General features: G+C 42.0%; 17 protein-coding genes and 5 pseudogenes. 18 read left to right on the top strand and 4 right to left on the bottom strand.

Annotated elements, in window-relative coordinates:
- The first annotated feature begins 36 nt into the window (after positions 1–36).
- From AC1TPC_RS02945 to fabI, 6 genes and pseudogenes are all read left to right on the top strand, one after another.
- Entirely contained in the window at positions 37–312 is a 276-nt protein-coding gene (locus tag AC1TPC_RS02945; RefSeq protein ID WP_482065383.1) for a hypothetical protein, read from the top strand.
- Between the two features lie 534 nt (positions 313–846).
- Positions 847–1,311, top strand: a complete 465-nt coding sequence (locus tag AC1TPC_RS02940) for a GNAT family N-acetyltransferase (protein ID WP_482065382.1) — start codon at positions 847–849, stop codon at positions 1,309–1,311.
- 41 nt (positions 1,312–1,352) lie between these two features.
- Positions 1,353–1,790: a hypothetical protein gene (locus AC1TPC_RS02935; RefSeq protein ID WP_482065381.1), complete on the top strand. Its 438-nt coding sequence runs from the start codon at positions 1,353–1,355 to the stop codon at positions 1,788–1,790.
- Between the two features lie 22 nt (positions 1,791–1,812).
- Positions 1,813–2,667, top strand: a complete 855-nt coding sequence (locus AC1TPC_RS02930) for a DinB family protein (RefSeq protein ID WP_482065380.1) — start codon at positions 1,813–1,815, stop codon at positions 2,665–2,667.
- Between the two features lie 108 nt (positions 2,668–2,775).
- Positions 2,776–2,844 (top strand): annotated as a pseudogene (locus AC1TPC_RS02925) (tunicamycin resistance protein); the annotation flags it as partial.
- 94 nt (positions 2,845–2,938) lie between these two features.
- Positions 2,939–3,715, top strand: a complete 777-nt coding sequence (gene fabI, locus AC1TPC_RS02920) for an enoyl-ACP reductase FabI (protein ID WP_482065379.1) — start codon at positions 2,939–2,941, stop codon at positions 3,713–3,715.
- A gap of 205 nt (positions 3,716–3,920) precedes the next feature.
- Here the strand turns inward: fabI and AC1TPC_RS02915 are convergent, their stop codons facing one another.
- Positions 3,921–4,220, bottom strand: a complete 300-nt coding sequence (locus AC1TPC_RS02915) for a hypothetical protein (protein ID WP_482065378.1) — start codon at positions 4,218–4,220, stop codon at positions 3,921–3,923.
- Between the two features lie 248 nt (positions 4,221–4,468).
- Between AC1TPC_RS02915 and AC1TPC_RS02910 the strand changes: the two genes are divergently transcribed.
- Positions 4,469–4,960 (top strand): P-loop nucleotide/nucleoside kinase family protein, encoded by a 492-nt coding sequence (locus tag AC1TPC_RS02910; RefSeq protein WP_482065377.1) that lies wholly within the window; start codon positions 4,469–4,471, stop codon positions 4,958–4,960.
- A 106-nt stretch (positions 4,961–5,066) separates the two neighbouring features.
- Here the strand turns inward: AC1TPC_RS02910 and nagZ are convergent, their stop codons facing one another.
- Positions 5,067–6,344, bottom strand: a complete 1,278-nt coding sequence (gene nagZ / locus AC1TPC_RS02905) for a beta-N-acetylhexosaminidase (RefSeq protein ID WP_482065376.1) — start codon at positions 6,342–6,344, stop codon at positions 5,067–5,069.
- A gap of 220 nt (positions 6,345–6,564) precedes the next feature.
- On the opposite strand from nagZ, the pseudogene AC1TPC_RS02900 reads away from it, so the two are divergent.
- From AC1TPC_RS02900 to AC1TPC_RS02890, 3 genes and pseudogenes are all read left to right on the top strand, one after another.
- Positions 6,565–7,463 (top strand): annotated as a pseudogene (locus AC1TPC_RS02900) (cupin domain-containing protein); the annotation flags it as partial.
- A gap of 6 nt (positions 7,464–7,469) precedes the next feature.
- Positions 7,470–7,952: a helicase C-terminal domain-containing protein gene (locus AC1TPC_RS02895; protein ID WP_482065651.1), complete on the top strand. Its 483-nt coding sequence runs from the start codon at positions 7,470–7,472 to the stop codon at positions 7,950–7,952.
- 15 nt (positions 7,953–7,967) lie between these two features.
- The gene (locus AC1TPC_RS02890) at positions 7,968–8,666 is read left to right on the top strand and encodes a metal-dependent hydrolase (protein ID WP_482065375.1); all 699 of its coding nucleotides are present in this window, start codon (positions 7,968–7,970) and stop codon (positions 8,664–8,666) included.
- A 389-nt stretch (positions 8,667–9,055) separates the two neighbouring features.
- Here the strand turns inward: AC1TPC_RS02890 and AC1TPC_RS02885 are convergent, their stop codons facing one another.
- Positions 9,056–9,550, bottom strand: a complete 495-nt coding sequence (locus AC1TPC_RS02885; protein WP_482065374.1) for a hypothetical protein — start codon at positions 9,548–9,550, stop codon at positions 9,056–9,058.
- Between the two features lie 138 nt (positions 9,551–9,688).
- Positions 9,689–11,059: a S1 family peptidase gene (locus AC1TPC_RS02880; protein ID WP_482065373.1), complete on the bottom strand. Its 1,371-nt coding sequence runs from the start codon at positions 11,057–11,059 to the stop codon at positions 9,689–9,691.
- Positions 11,060–11,218: 159 nt separating this feature from the next.
- Here AC1TPC_RS02880 and AC1TPC_RS02875 point away from each other — a divergent pair, with 159 nt between their 5' ends.
- The 8 genes and pseudogenes from AC1TPC_RS02875 (at position 11,219) to hisA (ending at position 15,650) form a co-directional block, all read left to right on the top strand.
- The gene (locus AC1TPC_RS02875; RefSeq protein WP_482065650.1) at positions 11,219–11,551 is read left to right on the top strand and encodes an NPCBM/NEW2 domain-containing protein; all 333 of its coding nucleotides are present in this window, start codon (positions 11,219–11,221) and stop codon (positions 11,549–11,551) included.
- Positions 11,552–12,066: 515 nt separating this feature from the next.
- Positions 12,067–12,297: pseudogene (locus AC1TPC_RS02870) on the top strand (oxalate decarboxylase); the annotation flags it as partial.
- Between the two features lie 145 nt (positions 12,298–12,442).
- Positions 12,443–13,020 (top strand): annotated as a pseudogene (locus AC1TPC_RS02865) (MFS transporter); the annotation flags it as partial.
- Positions 13,021–13,143: 123 nt separating this feature from the next.
- Positions 13,144–13,242, top strand: a pseudogene (locus AC1TPC_RS02860) (aldo/keto reductase); the annotation flags it as partial.
- Between the two features lie 155 nt (positions 13,243–13,397).
- A complete protein-coding gene (locus AC1TPC_RS02855; RefSeq protein WP_482065372.1) occupies positions 13,398–13,796 on the top strand; it encodes an MmcQ/YjbR family DNA-binding protein in 399 nt (132 codons plus the stop codon).
- A 17-nt stretch (positions 13,797–13,813) separates the two neighbouring features.
- The gene (locus AC1TPC_RS02850) at positions 13,814–14,044 is read left to right on the top strand and encodes a hypothetical protein (RefSeq protein WP_482065371.1); all 231 of its coding nucleotides are present in this window, start codon (positions 13,814–13,816) and stop codon (positions 14,042–14,044) included.
- A gap of 83 nt (positions 14,045–14,127) precedes the next feature.
- Positions 14,128–14,805, top strand: a complete 678-nt coding sequence (locus AC1TPC_RS02845) for an HAD family hydrolase (RefSeq protein ID WP_482065370.1) — start codon at positions 14,128–14,130, stop codon at positions 14,803–14,805.
- Positions 14,806–14,897: 92 nt separating this feature from the next.
- On the top strand, positions 14,898–15,650 hold the full coding sequence (gene hisA / locus AC1TPC_RS02840) for a phosphoribosylformimino-5-aminoimidazole carboxamide ribotide isomerase (protein WP_482065649.1): 753 nt from the start codon (positions 14,898–14,900) through the stop codon (positions 15,648–15,650).
- The last annotated feature ends 16 nt before the right edge of the window (positions 15,651–15,666 follow it).

Here is a 15,666-nt window from a genome sequence, read left to right as displayed (position 1 = left end):
TATAGAGAAAAGGTATTTTGGAGGTTTTAGTTTTATATGAACAAACAGAAAAGAATACTACTAAGCGTGGTATTGATCATCCTGCTGCTAGTGTTATTTCGATGGAACCATTTTACGACTCAAACCATTGCTCAGGTGAAAATAATCGAAGTAAGTGCGGATGAAATCGTCGTTGAGAACATGAGTGGGATCCGTGAAACCGTACAAATACCAAAAGGCATTTTTAAGTTAATTGAAGTAAATAAACAATATTGGATCACGTATGAGCATCGTAAGTGGGAAAGACCGACACTAGTCTCCATTGAGCCTTAATTGGGATATCGTCAGCGTTAGGCATGCTGATTGTAGAGGTGTGGCGTAAGTTAAGTGGCAATGGAGGGTAGTGGAGTGTGCCTAACATGTGCCTTATGGATGCCTTATTGGTGCCATATTGTGCCAAATTGGTACCTAACGTGTACCATATCTGTGCCTTATGGGTGTCTAATGGGTGAATAATGGGTTCCATATGATTCTTACGGGTGCCTTGGGACTTTCCTGCCCCTTCAACTCTCCATTCGACTCATGCAAGCAGGAAGATTAGCATTAACAGGAAAAACTCCTGCTAATTTCGCCAAATGCTCGCTTTTACATGAATTAGCTGGAATTTCTCCCTTTAATTTATAGGAAATAGGTGAATTCACGGGATACTTACCGGATTAACAGGAGAAATTCCAGTTAAATGAAATTCTGTAACATTTATATTGAAAATAACGGGAGTTTTTCCTGTTAAGTGCTTCATTTCTCCATCGGACAGACCTCATGTATTCAAATTAATAATCGACTAACACAATAAGAGGAGTATTTGATATGCAAAATGTTACTTTAACCGTAGTTTCGCCTGAGAACGAGGATTTACAGATGCTGATTCGCCAGCTCGATGAAGATCTGCTGAAGCGTTACCCCGCTGAAGAGATTTTTGGACTGGATTTTACGGATGAAAAGGTTAAAGAGATTGTATTCATCGTTGCTTATTGCGATGGAATACCTGCTGGCTGCGGTGCGATTCGGCCGCTAGATGATGAAGCGACGGAGCTGAAGAGGTTCTTCGTTGCTGAAGGCTACCGCAATAGAGGTATTGCGCAGCAGATATTGTTCGAGCTTGAGGAGAAGGCGAAGTCCATGCATTTTCGCAGCATCAAGCTCGAAGCAGGGAGAGAGCAGCCGGAGGCGCTCAGCTTTTATAGAAAGCATGGTTATACACCAATCGATAGATTTGGCATTTATGTAGATAGCGAGAGCAGTGTTTGCTATGAGAAGCGGCTGCAAGAGTAATTGAATTCAAAATGCTAAACCAAGAAGAATGGGAGGGATAAATGTTGGATCAAACATACGACCAAGCTGCATTTTCGATAAAGCTGCCTTACTCGGCTGCCCATTATGTTGCCATCTTCACTTTGACTTATATTGGATCAGCTTTCGCGACTGAGGCTTTTGACTTTGGCGAGTGGAAAAATAAGTTTCAAATAGGCGTGATCGTATTTATGGTCATTATTGCAATATTGATGCTGAAAAGCATGCTAAAGCACCGCAAGCTCATTATTGAAGAAAGCCGCTTAATCATTGACGGTGTTTCCTTATCAGCCCAAGATGTGACGAAAGCTTCGATCAATACGTTCTACATAGAGCTTGCAACGTCTAAAAAGAAGTGGTTGGAACGATATATTCGGTTTGATTTTAAAGGGGAAGACAAAAAGCTGAACCGAAATCATTTACTCAACTGGCTAAAACTCCATGACATTAAAGTAGAATAGTGTGAGTTGAAAAGGGGTATTGATGATGAATCTGCAACCTTCAAAAACATTTGGCTTGATGATGATGTCGAGTTCGTTCTTCGTTATAAATGCCATTATCCAGTTTGTGAACATATATGAGAAAGATGGCTCCGAGTCTCTAGGTTTCTTATTCTTTCTTTCAGGGCTAATTCTGCTTACTCTTTTAATTATTTTGATTATAGATGTTGTTACTAAAAATCGGTTTAACATCCAAGCTAAGCTGGTCAGCAAGCATAAAAATATCATCTACTTCCTAAGGGAGGATGGAAAGGTCAAGCGAATTAGAATTGTTGTTCCGGACATTTTGGAGCAATTAGTACCAGATCAGCATGTTGAGATTACATTCTCCTCGCTCGCGCGTATCCCGCTCCATATCATCTCAATTGATCAACCTAATACGGCTTCGACGCTCAAAACCTTTAAACATGCAGCTTGGGCAAACCAACAAATTTTTGATGTTTTTCAGAAAGGCAACGGACCTGAGGAGAAGCAACTGCGCTTGTTTGGCCATGTTCTAGCTGCGGAGCAGGTGTGGCTTGCCCGGATCAACGGAGAGGATGCTTTGGTGTTTTCGATATGGCCTGAGTATTCCCTTGAGGAGTGCGAGCAGGTAATGAAGCAAAATATTGTTGGCTATCAAAATTTATTTGAAAAGCTAAAAGAAGCTGATTTTGCTAAAATAATCACTTATCCAAATAGCAAGGGGATTGTGTTTCATACATCGATATTCGATATTTTAACCCAAGTTTCCCTGCACGGCAGTTATCACCGCGGGCAAATCGCAACATTGCTCAGACAAGCTGGAGAAGAGCCTGTCATGACGGATTACATTGTTTATGCGAGACAATTGGAATAGAGGCGATATCAGTCCAGAATGACATAGAATAAGAAATAGAAGTTGAATATGTTAAAAGTTATCGTTAGTATAGAACAGTGATATGAGATTGGCATCGAGGTGACGATCATGATCATATGGATTAATGGCGCTTTTGGTGCAGGAAAGACGCAAACTGCGCATGAATTGCATAGAAGAGCGGAGGTATTTTGAAAAAAGCGTATGACCGCGTATTAACGCAGGTTAAACATATACGATTCTAATGACGGATGAACCAACTAGGAGGAGCAGCATGTCTAACTTAATGCAAAACAAAGTAATCGTCGTAATGGGAGTAGCAAATGAGCGCAGCATCGCATGGGGAGTGGCGAAGTCACTGCATAACCAAGGAGCTAAGCTTATTTTCACTTATCGCAAGGAAAGATCTTTGGAGAAGCTGAAGAAGCTATTGGAGCAGCATCAAATAGAAGCGCTGCAGGCGGTATCCTGTGATGTGCTGGATGATAGCAGTGTAATAGAAGCCTTTAAAGAAATTGAGCAAAAATCGGGAGTTATTCACGGTTTGGTCCATTCGGTTGCTTTTGCCGATAAGGATGAGCTGCAGGGTGAATATGTCGATACGACGAGAGAAGGGTATCTGCTTGCACAGAACTCAAGCTCCTATTCCTTGGTGGCGGTTGCGCGCGAAGCGAAGCGGCTGATGACGGAAGGCGGCAGTATCGTGACTCAAACGTATATTGGCGCAGAACGCGTTGTGAAAAACTATAATGTAATGGGCGTAGCCAAGGCTGCGCTGGAAGCAAGCGTGATGTATTTAGCCGAGGATTTGGGGAAATACGGCATTCGTGTCAACGCGGTTTCAGCTGGACCGATTCGCACACTCGCTGCCAAAGGCGTATCGGGATTTAACGATATTATGTCCACGCTTGAGGAAAGAGCGCCGCTTCGCCGCAATATTGACCAAGATGAAGTGGGAGATGCGACGATGTTCCTTCTGAGCCAATTGTCTAGAGGCATTACGGGAGAAGTGCTGCATGTCGACGCCGGTTTTCATATTTTGGGCATGTAAGCAGCTGATTGGAATAATATCTAAGCAAAAGGACAGTGGATTATCGCTGTCCTTTTGCTCTATTTATGCAGAAATCGTAGGCGTGCGTGCGAGTGAAAAACAAGCTCACTGATGGAGCGAATTCAACTCGACGTTAACGTATAGTGAAAAAACCTCCTGCATATAGAAGCAAGAGGTGTGATTTCGTGATCTTTGACGTTTTGATTTATCTACGTCTGCCGAATTTTTTCCTGATGATCTTCTTATTGACTTTGATCGCGCTTTGACCGCCTTGCTCATCGTTCTTCTTCCCGGCGATTCCGCTTCTCCCGTTGCCGTTGGCAAACTGGGAAAATTTATTTTTCGTTCTTCCGCGAACGGCCGTCTGACCGCCTTGATTCGAATTCGCCCCCACATTGCGGTTGATCTGTCCTCCGCCCTCCGCTCTTTGTTCAATACGTACGTTTTTTCGGATAAAAATGAAATTAATGGTGAGACCACACTTCCGCTTCTTGAAATTTCTCATCTCCAACACTCCAATCTACCAGTTTATTAGTAATGTATGTGAAGAGAATGAAATGGCTTGTATACTTGTTCGGTTAAGAATAAACCGAAGATAAACGACCCGTGTTTACAAGTTAATTTCTAAAATTAATCTAGATGATTCTAATGATGAGGTGATGATTTCAAAAAAAATATTTTTCGAAAAAGTCTATACAAGTCGTGCAGGTACATAAGAAGAATAGCTGAGGTTTTTAGATTGGAGGGATAAATATGTTTGAAAAGTCGAGCATTGATTATTTGATTGATCGAGAAAGAGATATTGATTCTCCTTTAGTCGTATTAATGTGTGGAATAGCTGGATCGGGAAAGACAACCTTCTCTCAAAATATGGAAAAGGAAGGTTTCGTACGTCTTTCTATCGATGAAGAAGTATGGTCAACAAATGGCCGCTATGGAATTGACTATCCAATTGAAAAATACAGAGAATATTTGGATGAAGCGCATATAAGATTACGCAATAAATTAATAAAGTTAATACAAGATAAAAAACAGGTTGTGGTTGACTCTAGTTTCTGGCAACGCTCTGAAAGAGATGAATTTAAACAGCTTATTGAAATCTCTGGAGGTAAATGGAGACTTATTTATCTGAAAGTAAACCCTGATGAATTGCGAAAGCGCCTTAAGATAAGAAGCCAACGTTTTGATGCAAATGCAGCTTTTACTATAACGGAAGAAATTCTAACAACCTTCCTTAATGGATAGAACCAAGAAACGAGGGAGAGATTGTTATAACAAATTAGAGGAAAAAGTTCCATTTACGATTAATGGAACTTTTTTATTTATCGCAATTATGACAATGAACAAGAGCTTATTTCCCCGCTTCTAATGCGTCTTTAATTTGTTTGTTCACCGCTTTAACATCTATGCTTCGCACGGCGGTGTCGGTTATCTCATACTTTGCTTTTAGCTTTAAAATACGATATACGCTCCGATCGAGCATCTCCCTCGTAATTTCGCCATCCCGCGCGCTTTGTTTGAGCGCCTTGAGTACGGATACTTGAATCCCATTATCATGTCCGACAAGAATAATGTCGCTGCCGGCTTGAATCGATCTGACAGCAGCTTCGCCGACATTGAAATGATCTGTAATGCCGCCCATGGTCATATCATCCGTGATAACGACGCCATCGTAGCCCAAATCCTCGCGCAGCAGCTCTTTAATAATCCTCTTGGAAATGGAGGCCGGATACTTCTCGTCGATTTTTGGGATCAATAAGTGAGCTACCATAATGGCATCGGCCTTCTGTTCAATGGCTTTAACGAAGGGAAGCAGCTCAAATGCCTCAAGCTCTTCCAAGGTTTTGTTCACGACAGGCAGATCGAGATGAGAATCAACCGATGTATCGCCATGGCCCGGAAAATGCTTGACGACTGCGGCAACTTGCTTGGACTGTATCGCTTTCATCGTTTCAAGTCCATGTTCTATGACAGTACCTGTGTCAGCGCCAAAGGATCGGTTGCCGATAACCGGATTTTTTGGATTGCTGTTGATGTCGAGGACAGGTGCAAAATCCATATTAAAGCCAAGAGCAGACACTTCTTCTCCAAGCGCTTCGCCTATTAGCTTCGTGTATGCAAGATCGTCTGCTCGTCCGATATCTGCTGCTGGAGGAAGCTTGGCAAACTCAGCAGGCATTCGACTGACTTTGCCGCCTTCCTGATCAATACTAAGCCAAAGAGGAGCGGAATTCGCTTGATTGGCTGCCTTCAATTGATTGAGAAACTTTAACGTTTGTGCTGCGCTCGTTATATTATCTTTATATAAAATAAATCCGCCTATTCGATATTGGTCGATCATTTTTTTGGCATTTTTTCGCATAGAAGTGCCATCTAAACCGACCAGCACCATTTGGCCAATTTTGTCATCCAGCGTCATTCTGGCAATTTGCTCTTTGATGGGATCAATAGTTTCTGTTGGTTCGGGAGTTGGTTCAGCCGTTGGATCAGCCGTTGGCACGGTAGATGGCTGTAGGCTTGGACTACTTATAGGCGCTTGTGATGGAGCTGGATTAATTGCAGCATTCGGCTTGCTGCAGCTGGCACACAGGATTAAAAGTGAGAGAATGGCAACTATTATCTTGATCATTACTTATTCCTCCCTCGTTGCAATATCCCCTTGAACGGGTGTTTGCATACCTTACAATGTTTTTTTATCCTGACGACTGGTTTCTCCCAATAGTTGCAGATGCGATTGTAGGCTTCATTCCAAAGAGGGGGAATAGCAGTATATTGCACATTTCTCAATCATAAACTGTATAGGTTATGAAAGCTATTGTTACCTTATCTGATCTAAGAGGAGGAGACTAATGGACCATTCGCATCGGAGCCCATACAGCTACAGTCATGTTCCGCAGCCTATTAGAAAAAGTGATGGTGCAGGCGGCGTTGACCTGGGACCTCGAGATATAATGCGCGATAAAGAGAATCCGAATATGTTTGTGCCGCCTGTAACGGACGCAGGCTTGCTGCCTAATATGAAGTTCTCCTTCTCAGATGCACATATGCAGTTAAATCAGGGAGGATGGTCGCGCGAGGTTACCGTCCGTGATTTGCCCATTGCAACTACGCTAGCTGGCGTTAACATGAAGTTGACGGCTGGGGGCGTTCGTGAGCTGCATTGGCATCAGCAGGCAGAATGGGCGTATATGCTGCTCGGCAAAGCGCGCATTACCTCCGTCGATTCGATTCAGGGCCTGGAGGGAGGCTGCGAGTTTTTGCTTGTCTTTGATGACGGCAGCTTTTCTGATTTGAATACCTTATCGATTTCGGATTGGTTTGCGCATACGCCAAAGGAAGTGCTTTCTGCCAATTTTGGCGTACCGAGGATGCTTTCAGCGATATTCCGCCCGGTCAGGTTTATATTTTCCAAGATGAGGTTCCCGGCTCATTGGAGAGCCAGCGGGTGCAATCCCCATACGGCACGGTCCCGTTAAGCTTTACGCATCAGTTGCTGGCGCAGCCTCCAATCAAAACGCCAGGCGGCAATGTAAGAATTGTGGACTCCACCAACTTTCCGATTTCCAAAACGGTCGCTGCTGCTTTAGTAGAGATCGAGCCGGTAGGAATGAGGAAGCTCCACTGGCATCCCAATAACGATGAGTGGCAGTATTATCTCGCTGGTCAAGGCCGAATGACCGTATTTGCCGGAAACGGGGTTGCGCGAACGTTTGATTATAGAGCTGGGGATGTGCTGTTCACGAGTTTCGATACCATGAACCAGGTCGCCAAGAAATTCCAACAGCATTGTATCGACTACGGTTATTGCTTGCTTACGCAGTATTCTGGTTGTGACCGGGAGAAGATCATTCACCAACTCAAATCGGATTCACGAACTATCGTATTTGGCTGCTCCAGCTTTTGGACAGGGGTAGATGTCGCCGGTGATGCACTTACAACGCTTGTCATTCCAAAGCTGCCGTTTCCGATGCCTAATGAACCACTTATTCAAGCACAGCTTGAATTGATTGAGAAGGCCAAACGGAGCAGTTTTTTTGACTTCATGTTTCCTAAAATGATGATCAAGTTGAAACAAGGATTCGGCCGTCTCAACCGTTCTATTCATTGTCAAGGAGCTGTCATTATTCTGGACAATCGAATCCGAACGAAGCGATATGGAAAAATGGTGATTAAAAGCCTGCCGAAGTGCAAGTATTCTGGTACCCTGCAAGACATGATCCATATATTGCCTGTTTAGAAAGGAATGGTCGACATGATGGGAAAATCCCACCTGATTATTAGCACTGGCATCACACTTTCCATTCTCGGTATGGCAGACTATAAGATTTCGCTTCCGGTTGCCGCCGTAACTGCTGTCAGCGCGCTTCTGCCGGATATTGACGAGCCTAATTCTCTGCTTGTATCCCGAGCGATCCCAAAGCGCTTCATCCAGTTATTTCAGATCACGCTTCTTGGCCTCGGCGCCGTGATCTTATTCCTGGGTCAAGCATTTGCTCCATGGAATATTCTGCTTGCCGTGCTGGTTGGGCTAGTTTCTTTCATGCCAACCCGATCCCTTCGTAACGTCGTTATGATTCTGATCGCGCTCGGTCATTCCCTTATACCGTGGAGCTATCTTATCGGTTGCTTGTTGATCGTATGCGCGCTGCTGCCACACCGTGGACTGACGCATACGCTTTATGGATTAGTCGGTTGGATTTTGATTTTATTTTTCTCGACTCATCAGTACGATTCTGCAATATGGATAGCAGGTGGTCTATCTTACCTGCTTCACTTGTTAGCAGATTCAGTGACTAATCGAGGCATTCAGCCGTTGCCCCCATTTGAGTGGCGCCTAAAGCTTAATCTCATGAGTACCGGAACATGGAAGGGGAAAATTGTTGAAAACGGCTTTATCGGTCTAACTGCCGTATTGGTGTGGTTCGTATTCTTTCGTGATTTACAGTTATAACTACCTTTTACAGGAGTATCGCCAACAAAACGCGAAAAACGTACGCTAAGGAAATAAGAAGAAAAAGCCGGAATTCCCGTATGCTAAGGAGTTCCGACTTCACGAATCCGATAAAAGTCATTCAGGAGATACTAGCCCAGGCTCAATATGAAACACAGATGTAATTTGAGCTGATGAATGCCAGGTAAGAAAGAATCGGTCAAACTGCATTTACTGCGTTAACGATGATCTGGAAAGTATCTGCTACCACGTGAGCCGGTGCCGAAGTGATCGTCGTAAAGAATTTTATAAGACATTCTAATCAGATAGTTTTTATAGAGTGGCAATTTACTCTCTTTTTGAGGTTTTTCTATTTTAATGAAACTCATACTGTCATATTCAATGTTGCACTAAGAAACTGTAATTTTTAGGTTGTCCTTAGAAATCATATAAGTTACTTTTTTGGATATATCTCCTTCATTTCGAGAGTAAAATTCTTTTGTTGTAACAACCCATTCATCTGGTTTTTCCTCTATTTTCAAAATGGCCGGGTAATAATTATTCCCATTTTTCTCAAACATATCTTCAAATAAAAGTTTCAAAATTGTCTTTTCTGGTTTAGGGACATCGATTTCTGAAAGTGTAGCGGGAGCATTAGAGGGAAACGTACTTTCTACCGCATCTTCTTTGTAACGCACTTCCACTTTACTACCAATTTCCAATTTACTCTTTCCGTCTTTGATAAGAACTAGAGGAGGTTCTTGATCTTTCGTTCCCACTATAACAGTTCTATTATCATCTTTTGTAAATATATACCCTATAAAATCCAGTTCTTTCTTGGCACATCCGTTAGTAAAAACTATAGTAACAATCATCAAAATTAAAAATCCGAATTGTTTATACATTATAACACTCCTTTTACAACCATGAAGCTACAAATAACATGTTTAGCCTTGCTGAATTAGCAAGAGCATGTTATTTGTAGCTTCATAAATAGTAGATAATATTATTTCACATTTGTATTTGATGCCTCATATACGAGACTAAAAAAGTATGTTTATTGGTTGACCCGCTGCATTTGATAGATCCGTTAAGACATACTGTAAATGAGAATACATTGCATCGCCATTACTTAGAGTCCCTTTGTTAACTCCTTTTAACTTATTACCATTATAAACTATACCTCCACTATCACCCCCATTACTAGTGTAGTCCGCTGATCTTAGCTTAGTAAAAGAGTAGCCACCTACAGTAACCGATATATTTGTAGATGTTATATTTCCACAGCTAACGGTGTTAGTATCAGTTGAAGCTCCTGACATACAGACGCCTTCTCCGACAACATCTTCACTTGCATTTTGCGTTATTGTATATCGTCCATTAGTAACGCCATCATTATAGATTTTTCCTCCTTGATAGGTCACACTTGAAGGACCCCCACCTATTATACCAGCGTCGGAATTCCCACTCTGATTTTTGAAAGGCATTTGTCCAAGACTAGTTGTACCTTGATAGAAATATGTCGATATTGCTGGGCGACAATGACCGGCTGTAACAACGTATTTATTTGTCCCATCTGAAACCATAAATCCTACAGAACAACGGTAATTTGTTCCTCCATTAGAGTAGGAAATTTTCGCCCCGGCCTGCATTGGGTTCCAAGTAGAAGCACGATTAGCATCATCTCTTGCTGAAATAGCTTCCGTTACTTCAATTACATCTCCATACTTTTCAAATAATTGTTTTACTTTCTCTTCCGTAAGATCTATTATACCGACTCTAATTTTTTGGTTTATAACGTCTGAAGAGACTTCATTTATGGTAATCCCCGTACTTTCAAGACTATCTCTTGAGTTCCATATCTGATCGTGGATTTCATCTAAATCTTTATTCGATTTTTTCGCTTTCATTACTTTTAGTTTTTTCTCATCCGAAAACAATGCTTTAATATCTTTTAAATCAATATCAGTATTTTTTAAACCAATATTAACTATTCCTCCATTGGCCTGATCAATATAGATTATATAATCACCATTCGTTTTTTCATCAAGCTTTTGTTTTATTTTTGGAATCGTTGTCTCTTGAAATTCAAACCTTTTATCTATTTCCAATTCTTCATCAGGTGACAGATGAACGCCATATTTACCACTCTTATATTTTTTGATTTTATCTTTAACAATATCTTGATTTGTTTCAAGTCCAAATTTTTCCCTAAATTCTAATTCTTTTGCTTCATCTGCGACTAAAACGTCATTGTCTGGATTTTCTTCTGCGACTGTATTTACTGAGCTTTCTTCAGAAACGGTATTTGCTTTGCTTTCCTCATTAGTGTTATTGGCTAAAGCAGAACTCCCCATTAATAAGGTGGTGACGATTGACATTATTGCGATTAGAGTAAGAATTTTACTTTTCATTATAGAGCTCCTTTTTAATTTAGTAATCAGAATATATAGAGAGTACATTTTAGCTTGCCTAATCACACCTCCCAGCATTCTAAAACACAAACTTGGAATTTCTACCATAATATAGACGTTCGAATGCAGATAAAAGTTGCGTAAGGTAAGAATAAAACGATCTGGATTGGGAAAAAAGAAGGGAACTTCAAATATCTCTCCGATATAGAATATGCTAGAGCTGAGAGGAGAGCGACAGAGTACCTATATTTTAAACAATGGGCAGCGCCTGCCGGGTATAACTTTCATATTGCTGGAACTAAATATTTGAATGGCATGGGAATTATCTTATACGGAGAATCCTCTGGAGAAATTTCTTACAATTTGAACGGGAATTATAAAAGGTTTTCTGCATTAATTGGAATAGATGACTACACTAAGAATGCTAAGGCTCTTGGTCGAGTAACGATCATCGGTGATGGTACTGAGTTGTACTGGTTGGGGGCGATTTAGCAAAAGAAGTAAATTTGGATTTAAGCGGAATTTTAAAGTTAGAAATTAAGTTTAATGGTTTTAATGACTACGATCAGCTAGATATTGTTCTAGCTGAGGCCAAATTGTACTAAATAAAAAGTTGCTTAGCGCAACTCGAATTCGCAAGCGGCTTTTACATAGTGAATACCATTTATCGTAACAGTGTTTTCGTCTTGCTTCTCACTTATTTTCCTAGAAATTCAGCACAAATAGCCGAAAACCCGTCGGTTTTCAGCTAAATTATTAATTTTGCTTCGAGTGCAAACTTAATAATCGAGTCGACTCGTTGTTTAAATCATATGTAGCAGCGCCGCAAATACGATTTAAGAATAGTATTTCCAAATGGTAGAATTATAGACATGTGCATGAAGAACTTCAATAGAGGAATGTGGAAAGTATGTCCGCATGCGGACAAGAATCAAAATGATAGGGGAGACCATCGGCTGGGAGTCCTCTCGGGACGATTGCCTGATTCGTTGCCTAAAACAGTTTATCCGGGCGCTAATGGACACTACATTCAAAATACGGGTGATCAGTCGTTATGGTTTTTGGAAATGTTCAAGAGCGACCGGTTTGTCGATGTGTCTTTGAACCAATGGATGGCTTTGACGCCGCGCGCGCTGGTTGCGGATAATTTGCATGTCGGACCGGAGCTGCTGGACGAGCTGCGCAAAGAAAAATGGCCAGTTGTGCGATATCCTGGCTATACTTATGTGCCGGAATAAGATAGCTATACAAAAGAAGAATTTCCAGATTGCAAATCAGGCAATCGGAAATGCTTCTTTTTGTTATTTATTGAGGATACTCTCTTCCAGCATTTCAAGCTTGTTGCCATATACCTTTACGATATGATTTTCTCCCCAAGAACAATCTTTTGGAGCACCGATCCTGACTTCTTTAACGTCGAAAATACCGCGAAAAGCGTTGTTGCTTTGGATAATGGTCATTTTTATTATGGGGAAACACGATTGCGGCAACTGCTTCATCGGTTGAGATTCTTCTTATCACTAGAATCATTTCAGCGTTGTCGCATGGTGTATTTATGTCGATTGGCTCAACGATAGCAGCTGACGTCGTACCGCCGAATCGGCGATCAAGCGCAATTGCCATCATGTTTACAGGTCTTATTGCTCATCTTTCTTATTACGGCATTAGGGTAGATGGGATTGTTCCACTTCATGAATGTGGCGGGTCTACAGGTTTATGTCGTTACGCTTGCCGAACACTTTATGCCCGGCGGTGTGGATGTAGCATCCGCACTCAATATAGCCGCATTTAATGCCGGCATTGCAATTGGCGCCTATTCAGGCGGAGTCGTTACAGATTCGATCGGTCTGATCCACACCTCTTGGTTCGGAGGAATCATGGTTGTTGCAGCTGTCATCTTGACGGGCTGGAGCATGACTTTAGAGCGCAAGGATCCACAAAAAGCATCTAATTATTTATAACGAATTAATCATACCGAATTAATCATAACGAATTAATCATACAGAACAAATTATAATTGGAGGAAATAACATAATGAATCATTTACAAGCAACAACAACTTTGCATAACGGTGTAGAAATGCCTTGGTTGATTTTGAACTGTCACCAGAGGATATGGAGCGGATCAGCGGACTGAATGAAAATCTTCGAGAAGGACCGGACCCGGATAACTTTGATTTTTAATAAATGCTAATAGATGAGAGTAAAGCGTTAAGACAAAGAATTCATTTCTTTGTCTTTTTTGCTGTACGCTGCGCTTCGAGAATTATTTTGCTCAGTTCAACTGACGATATGGTAAAATATATCCAAGATGCTAAAACGGTTGGAGGTACAGTGACGTGGAGCAAGATGAAATGGATCATTCATATGGCGAATTATTTGATCGAATAAGAGCATTATGTTTGTCCTTCCCAGGCACTAGCGATCGAATAAGCCATGGTGCGCCTTCTTTTTTTGTGAACGAGAAAAAATCGTTTCTGCAATATCGCGTAAACCATCATAATGATGGGAAGCTCGCTTTATGGTGCGCTGCGCATCCGGACATGCAAGCTCAGCTCATTGAATCGAATCCAGACATTTATTTTAGGCCTGCCTATGTCGGTCATCTTGGCTGGATTGGGGTTAGGCTGGATCGTGATGCAAGATGGGATGAGCTGGTGGGTGTTATGCAAGAGGCTTACTTAACAAGAGCGCCTAAGAAGTTGCTTGCTGCGCTGAAGTATGATTCCACACTTTGATTTGCGGAGGTCATGAAATGGATGAAAAGCCAAACAACATTCATGAAACGCAGGCATCAACGAATGATACGGGAAGAAGCGGTTCGTTTGATTCGCAACTTGAGGATGCGCAGCGAATCGAAGGCGGGGGAGCTCCGCAAAAAATTATTTGGAGTACTTTGCCAACAGGGATCAGAGTGGTCGGTTATGTTTTTGCAGCCATCGTCGTTGCGATGCTCGTATTTGCGCTAAGTACTAATTTCTTTTGAAATTGCAACGAAAGAGAAGAGCATTAGCATGTGAATTAACGAACATATAACAATCATTTGTGAGAAAGCAGGGAATAAGCCACATGATAAAAGCACTCGTATTTGATTTTGACGGATTGATTATTGATACGGAGACGCCGTCTTATTATGCTTTTCGGCAAGTATATCAAGAGTATGGCGTAGAGCTTCCTGTAGCTTTGTATGCCAAATGCGTTGGAACATCCATGGATCATTTTAATCCTTATACCTACATCGATGAATGCGTTGCGGAAGCTATTGATTTGGAAATGTTCAAGTCGAAGTTTAAAGCGATTTATGCGGAGCTATTGAAGGATGCTGTGATTCGTCCAGGCGTTCTTGCCTATTTGGAGGAGGCGAAGCGGTTAAACCTGAAGGTCGGACTCGCTTCAAGCTCGCATATGGACTGGATTGAGCCTTATCTGATTAAACATCAATTAGCTGGTTATTTCGATAGCTTTAGTACAGCGGATGAGGTTGCGAACGTGAAGCCAGATCCCGAGCTGTACTTGCTTGCCCTGCAGAAGCTTGGCGTAACAGCAAGCGAAGCCGTTTCCTTCGAGGATTCATTAAATGGATTCCGGGCAGCGAGTGCGGCTGGTCTGCATACGGTAATCGTACCGAATGAGCTGACGAAGGACTTTACGTTTGCTGATTACGATTTGATGATTCCTTCTATGAAGGATTTGAGTCTTCCCGATTTGATAGACTATATGGCAAGCAAGTCGCAACTCACGAAATAGATTGGCTGCTATAGTTGATTTATAAATGACTTTTAGGTTATTTTTCATATAAAGACATTCGATCATAGAACATACAGAATAGAGGAATCATGTTGAAGTTTAGACCTTGTATCGATTTGCATGATGGGAAAGTGAAACAAATTGTTGGTGAAACGCTTAATACCGAAATCATAGAAAATTTTGTGTCCAAGCAAGATTCGGCCTATTATGCCGAGCTATTTAAGAAGGATGCGCTAACGGGCGGCCATGTCATTATGCTTGGCGGCGGGAATGAAGCGGCAGCAGTTAACGCGCTTGAGCAGTATCCTGGCGGCTTACAAATTGGCGGCGGCATCACCTCGGACAATGCATCGTTTTATTTGGAGAAGGGCGCATCCCATGTTATCGTTACGTCCTATATTTTCAAAGACGGTCAACTGAATGAGGAGCATTTGGCGAAAATCGTGTCCGAAGTCGGCAAGGACCGCTTGGTAATCGATCTGAGCTGCAAGGAGAAGGACGGCAAATGGTTTGTCGTAACAAACCAATGGAAGCAGTTCAGCGACTTTGAAGTGAACCAACAAAATATAGCTTACTTGGAGCAATTTTGTGATGAGTTTCTCGTTCACGCCGTGGATGTGGAGGGGAAACAGCGCGGCATTCAGCAAAGCCTTGTAAGTGCGCTCGCCGATTGGGTGACCATCCCGACTACTTATGCCGGTGGCGCTAGATCGATTGCGGATATGGATCAATTTAATGAGCTGTCAAACGGCAAGCTGGACATTACGATTGGCAGTGCTTTGGATATATTTGGCGGCAGCTTATCTTATGATGAAGTCGTTGCTTACAGTAAGCAGCAAAAGTAAATATGGAATGACAGCG

The organism is Paenibacillus sp. Y280 (genome assembly GCF_056786335.1).
This window is presented reverse-complemented; position numbering and strand designations above follow the sequence as displayed.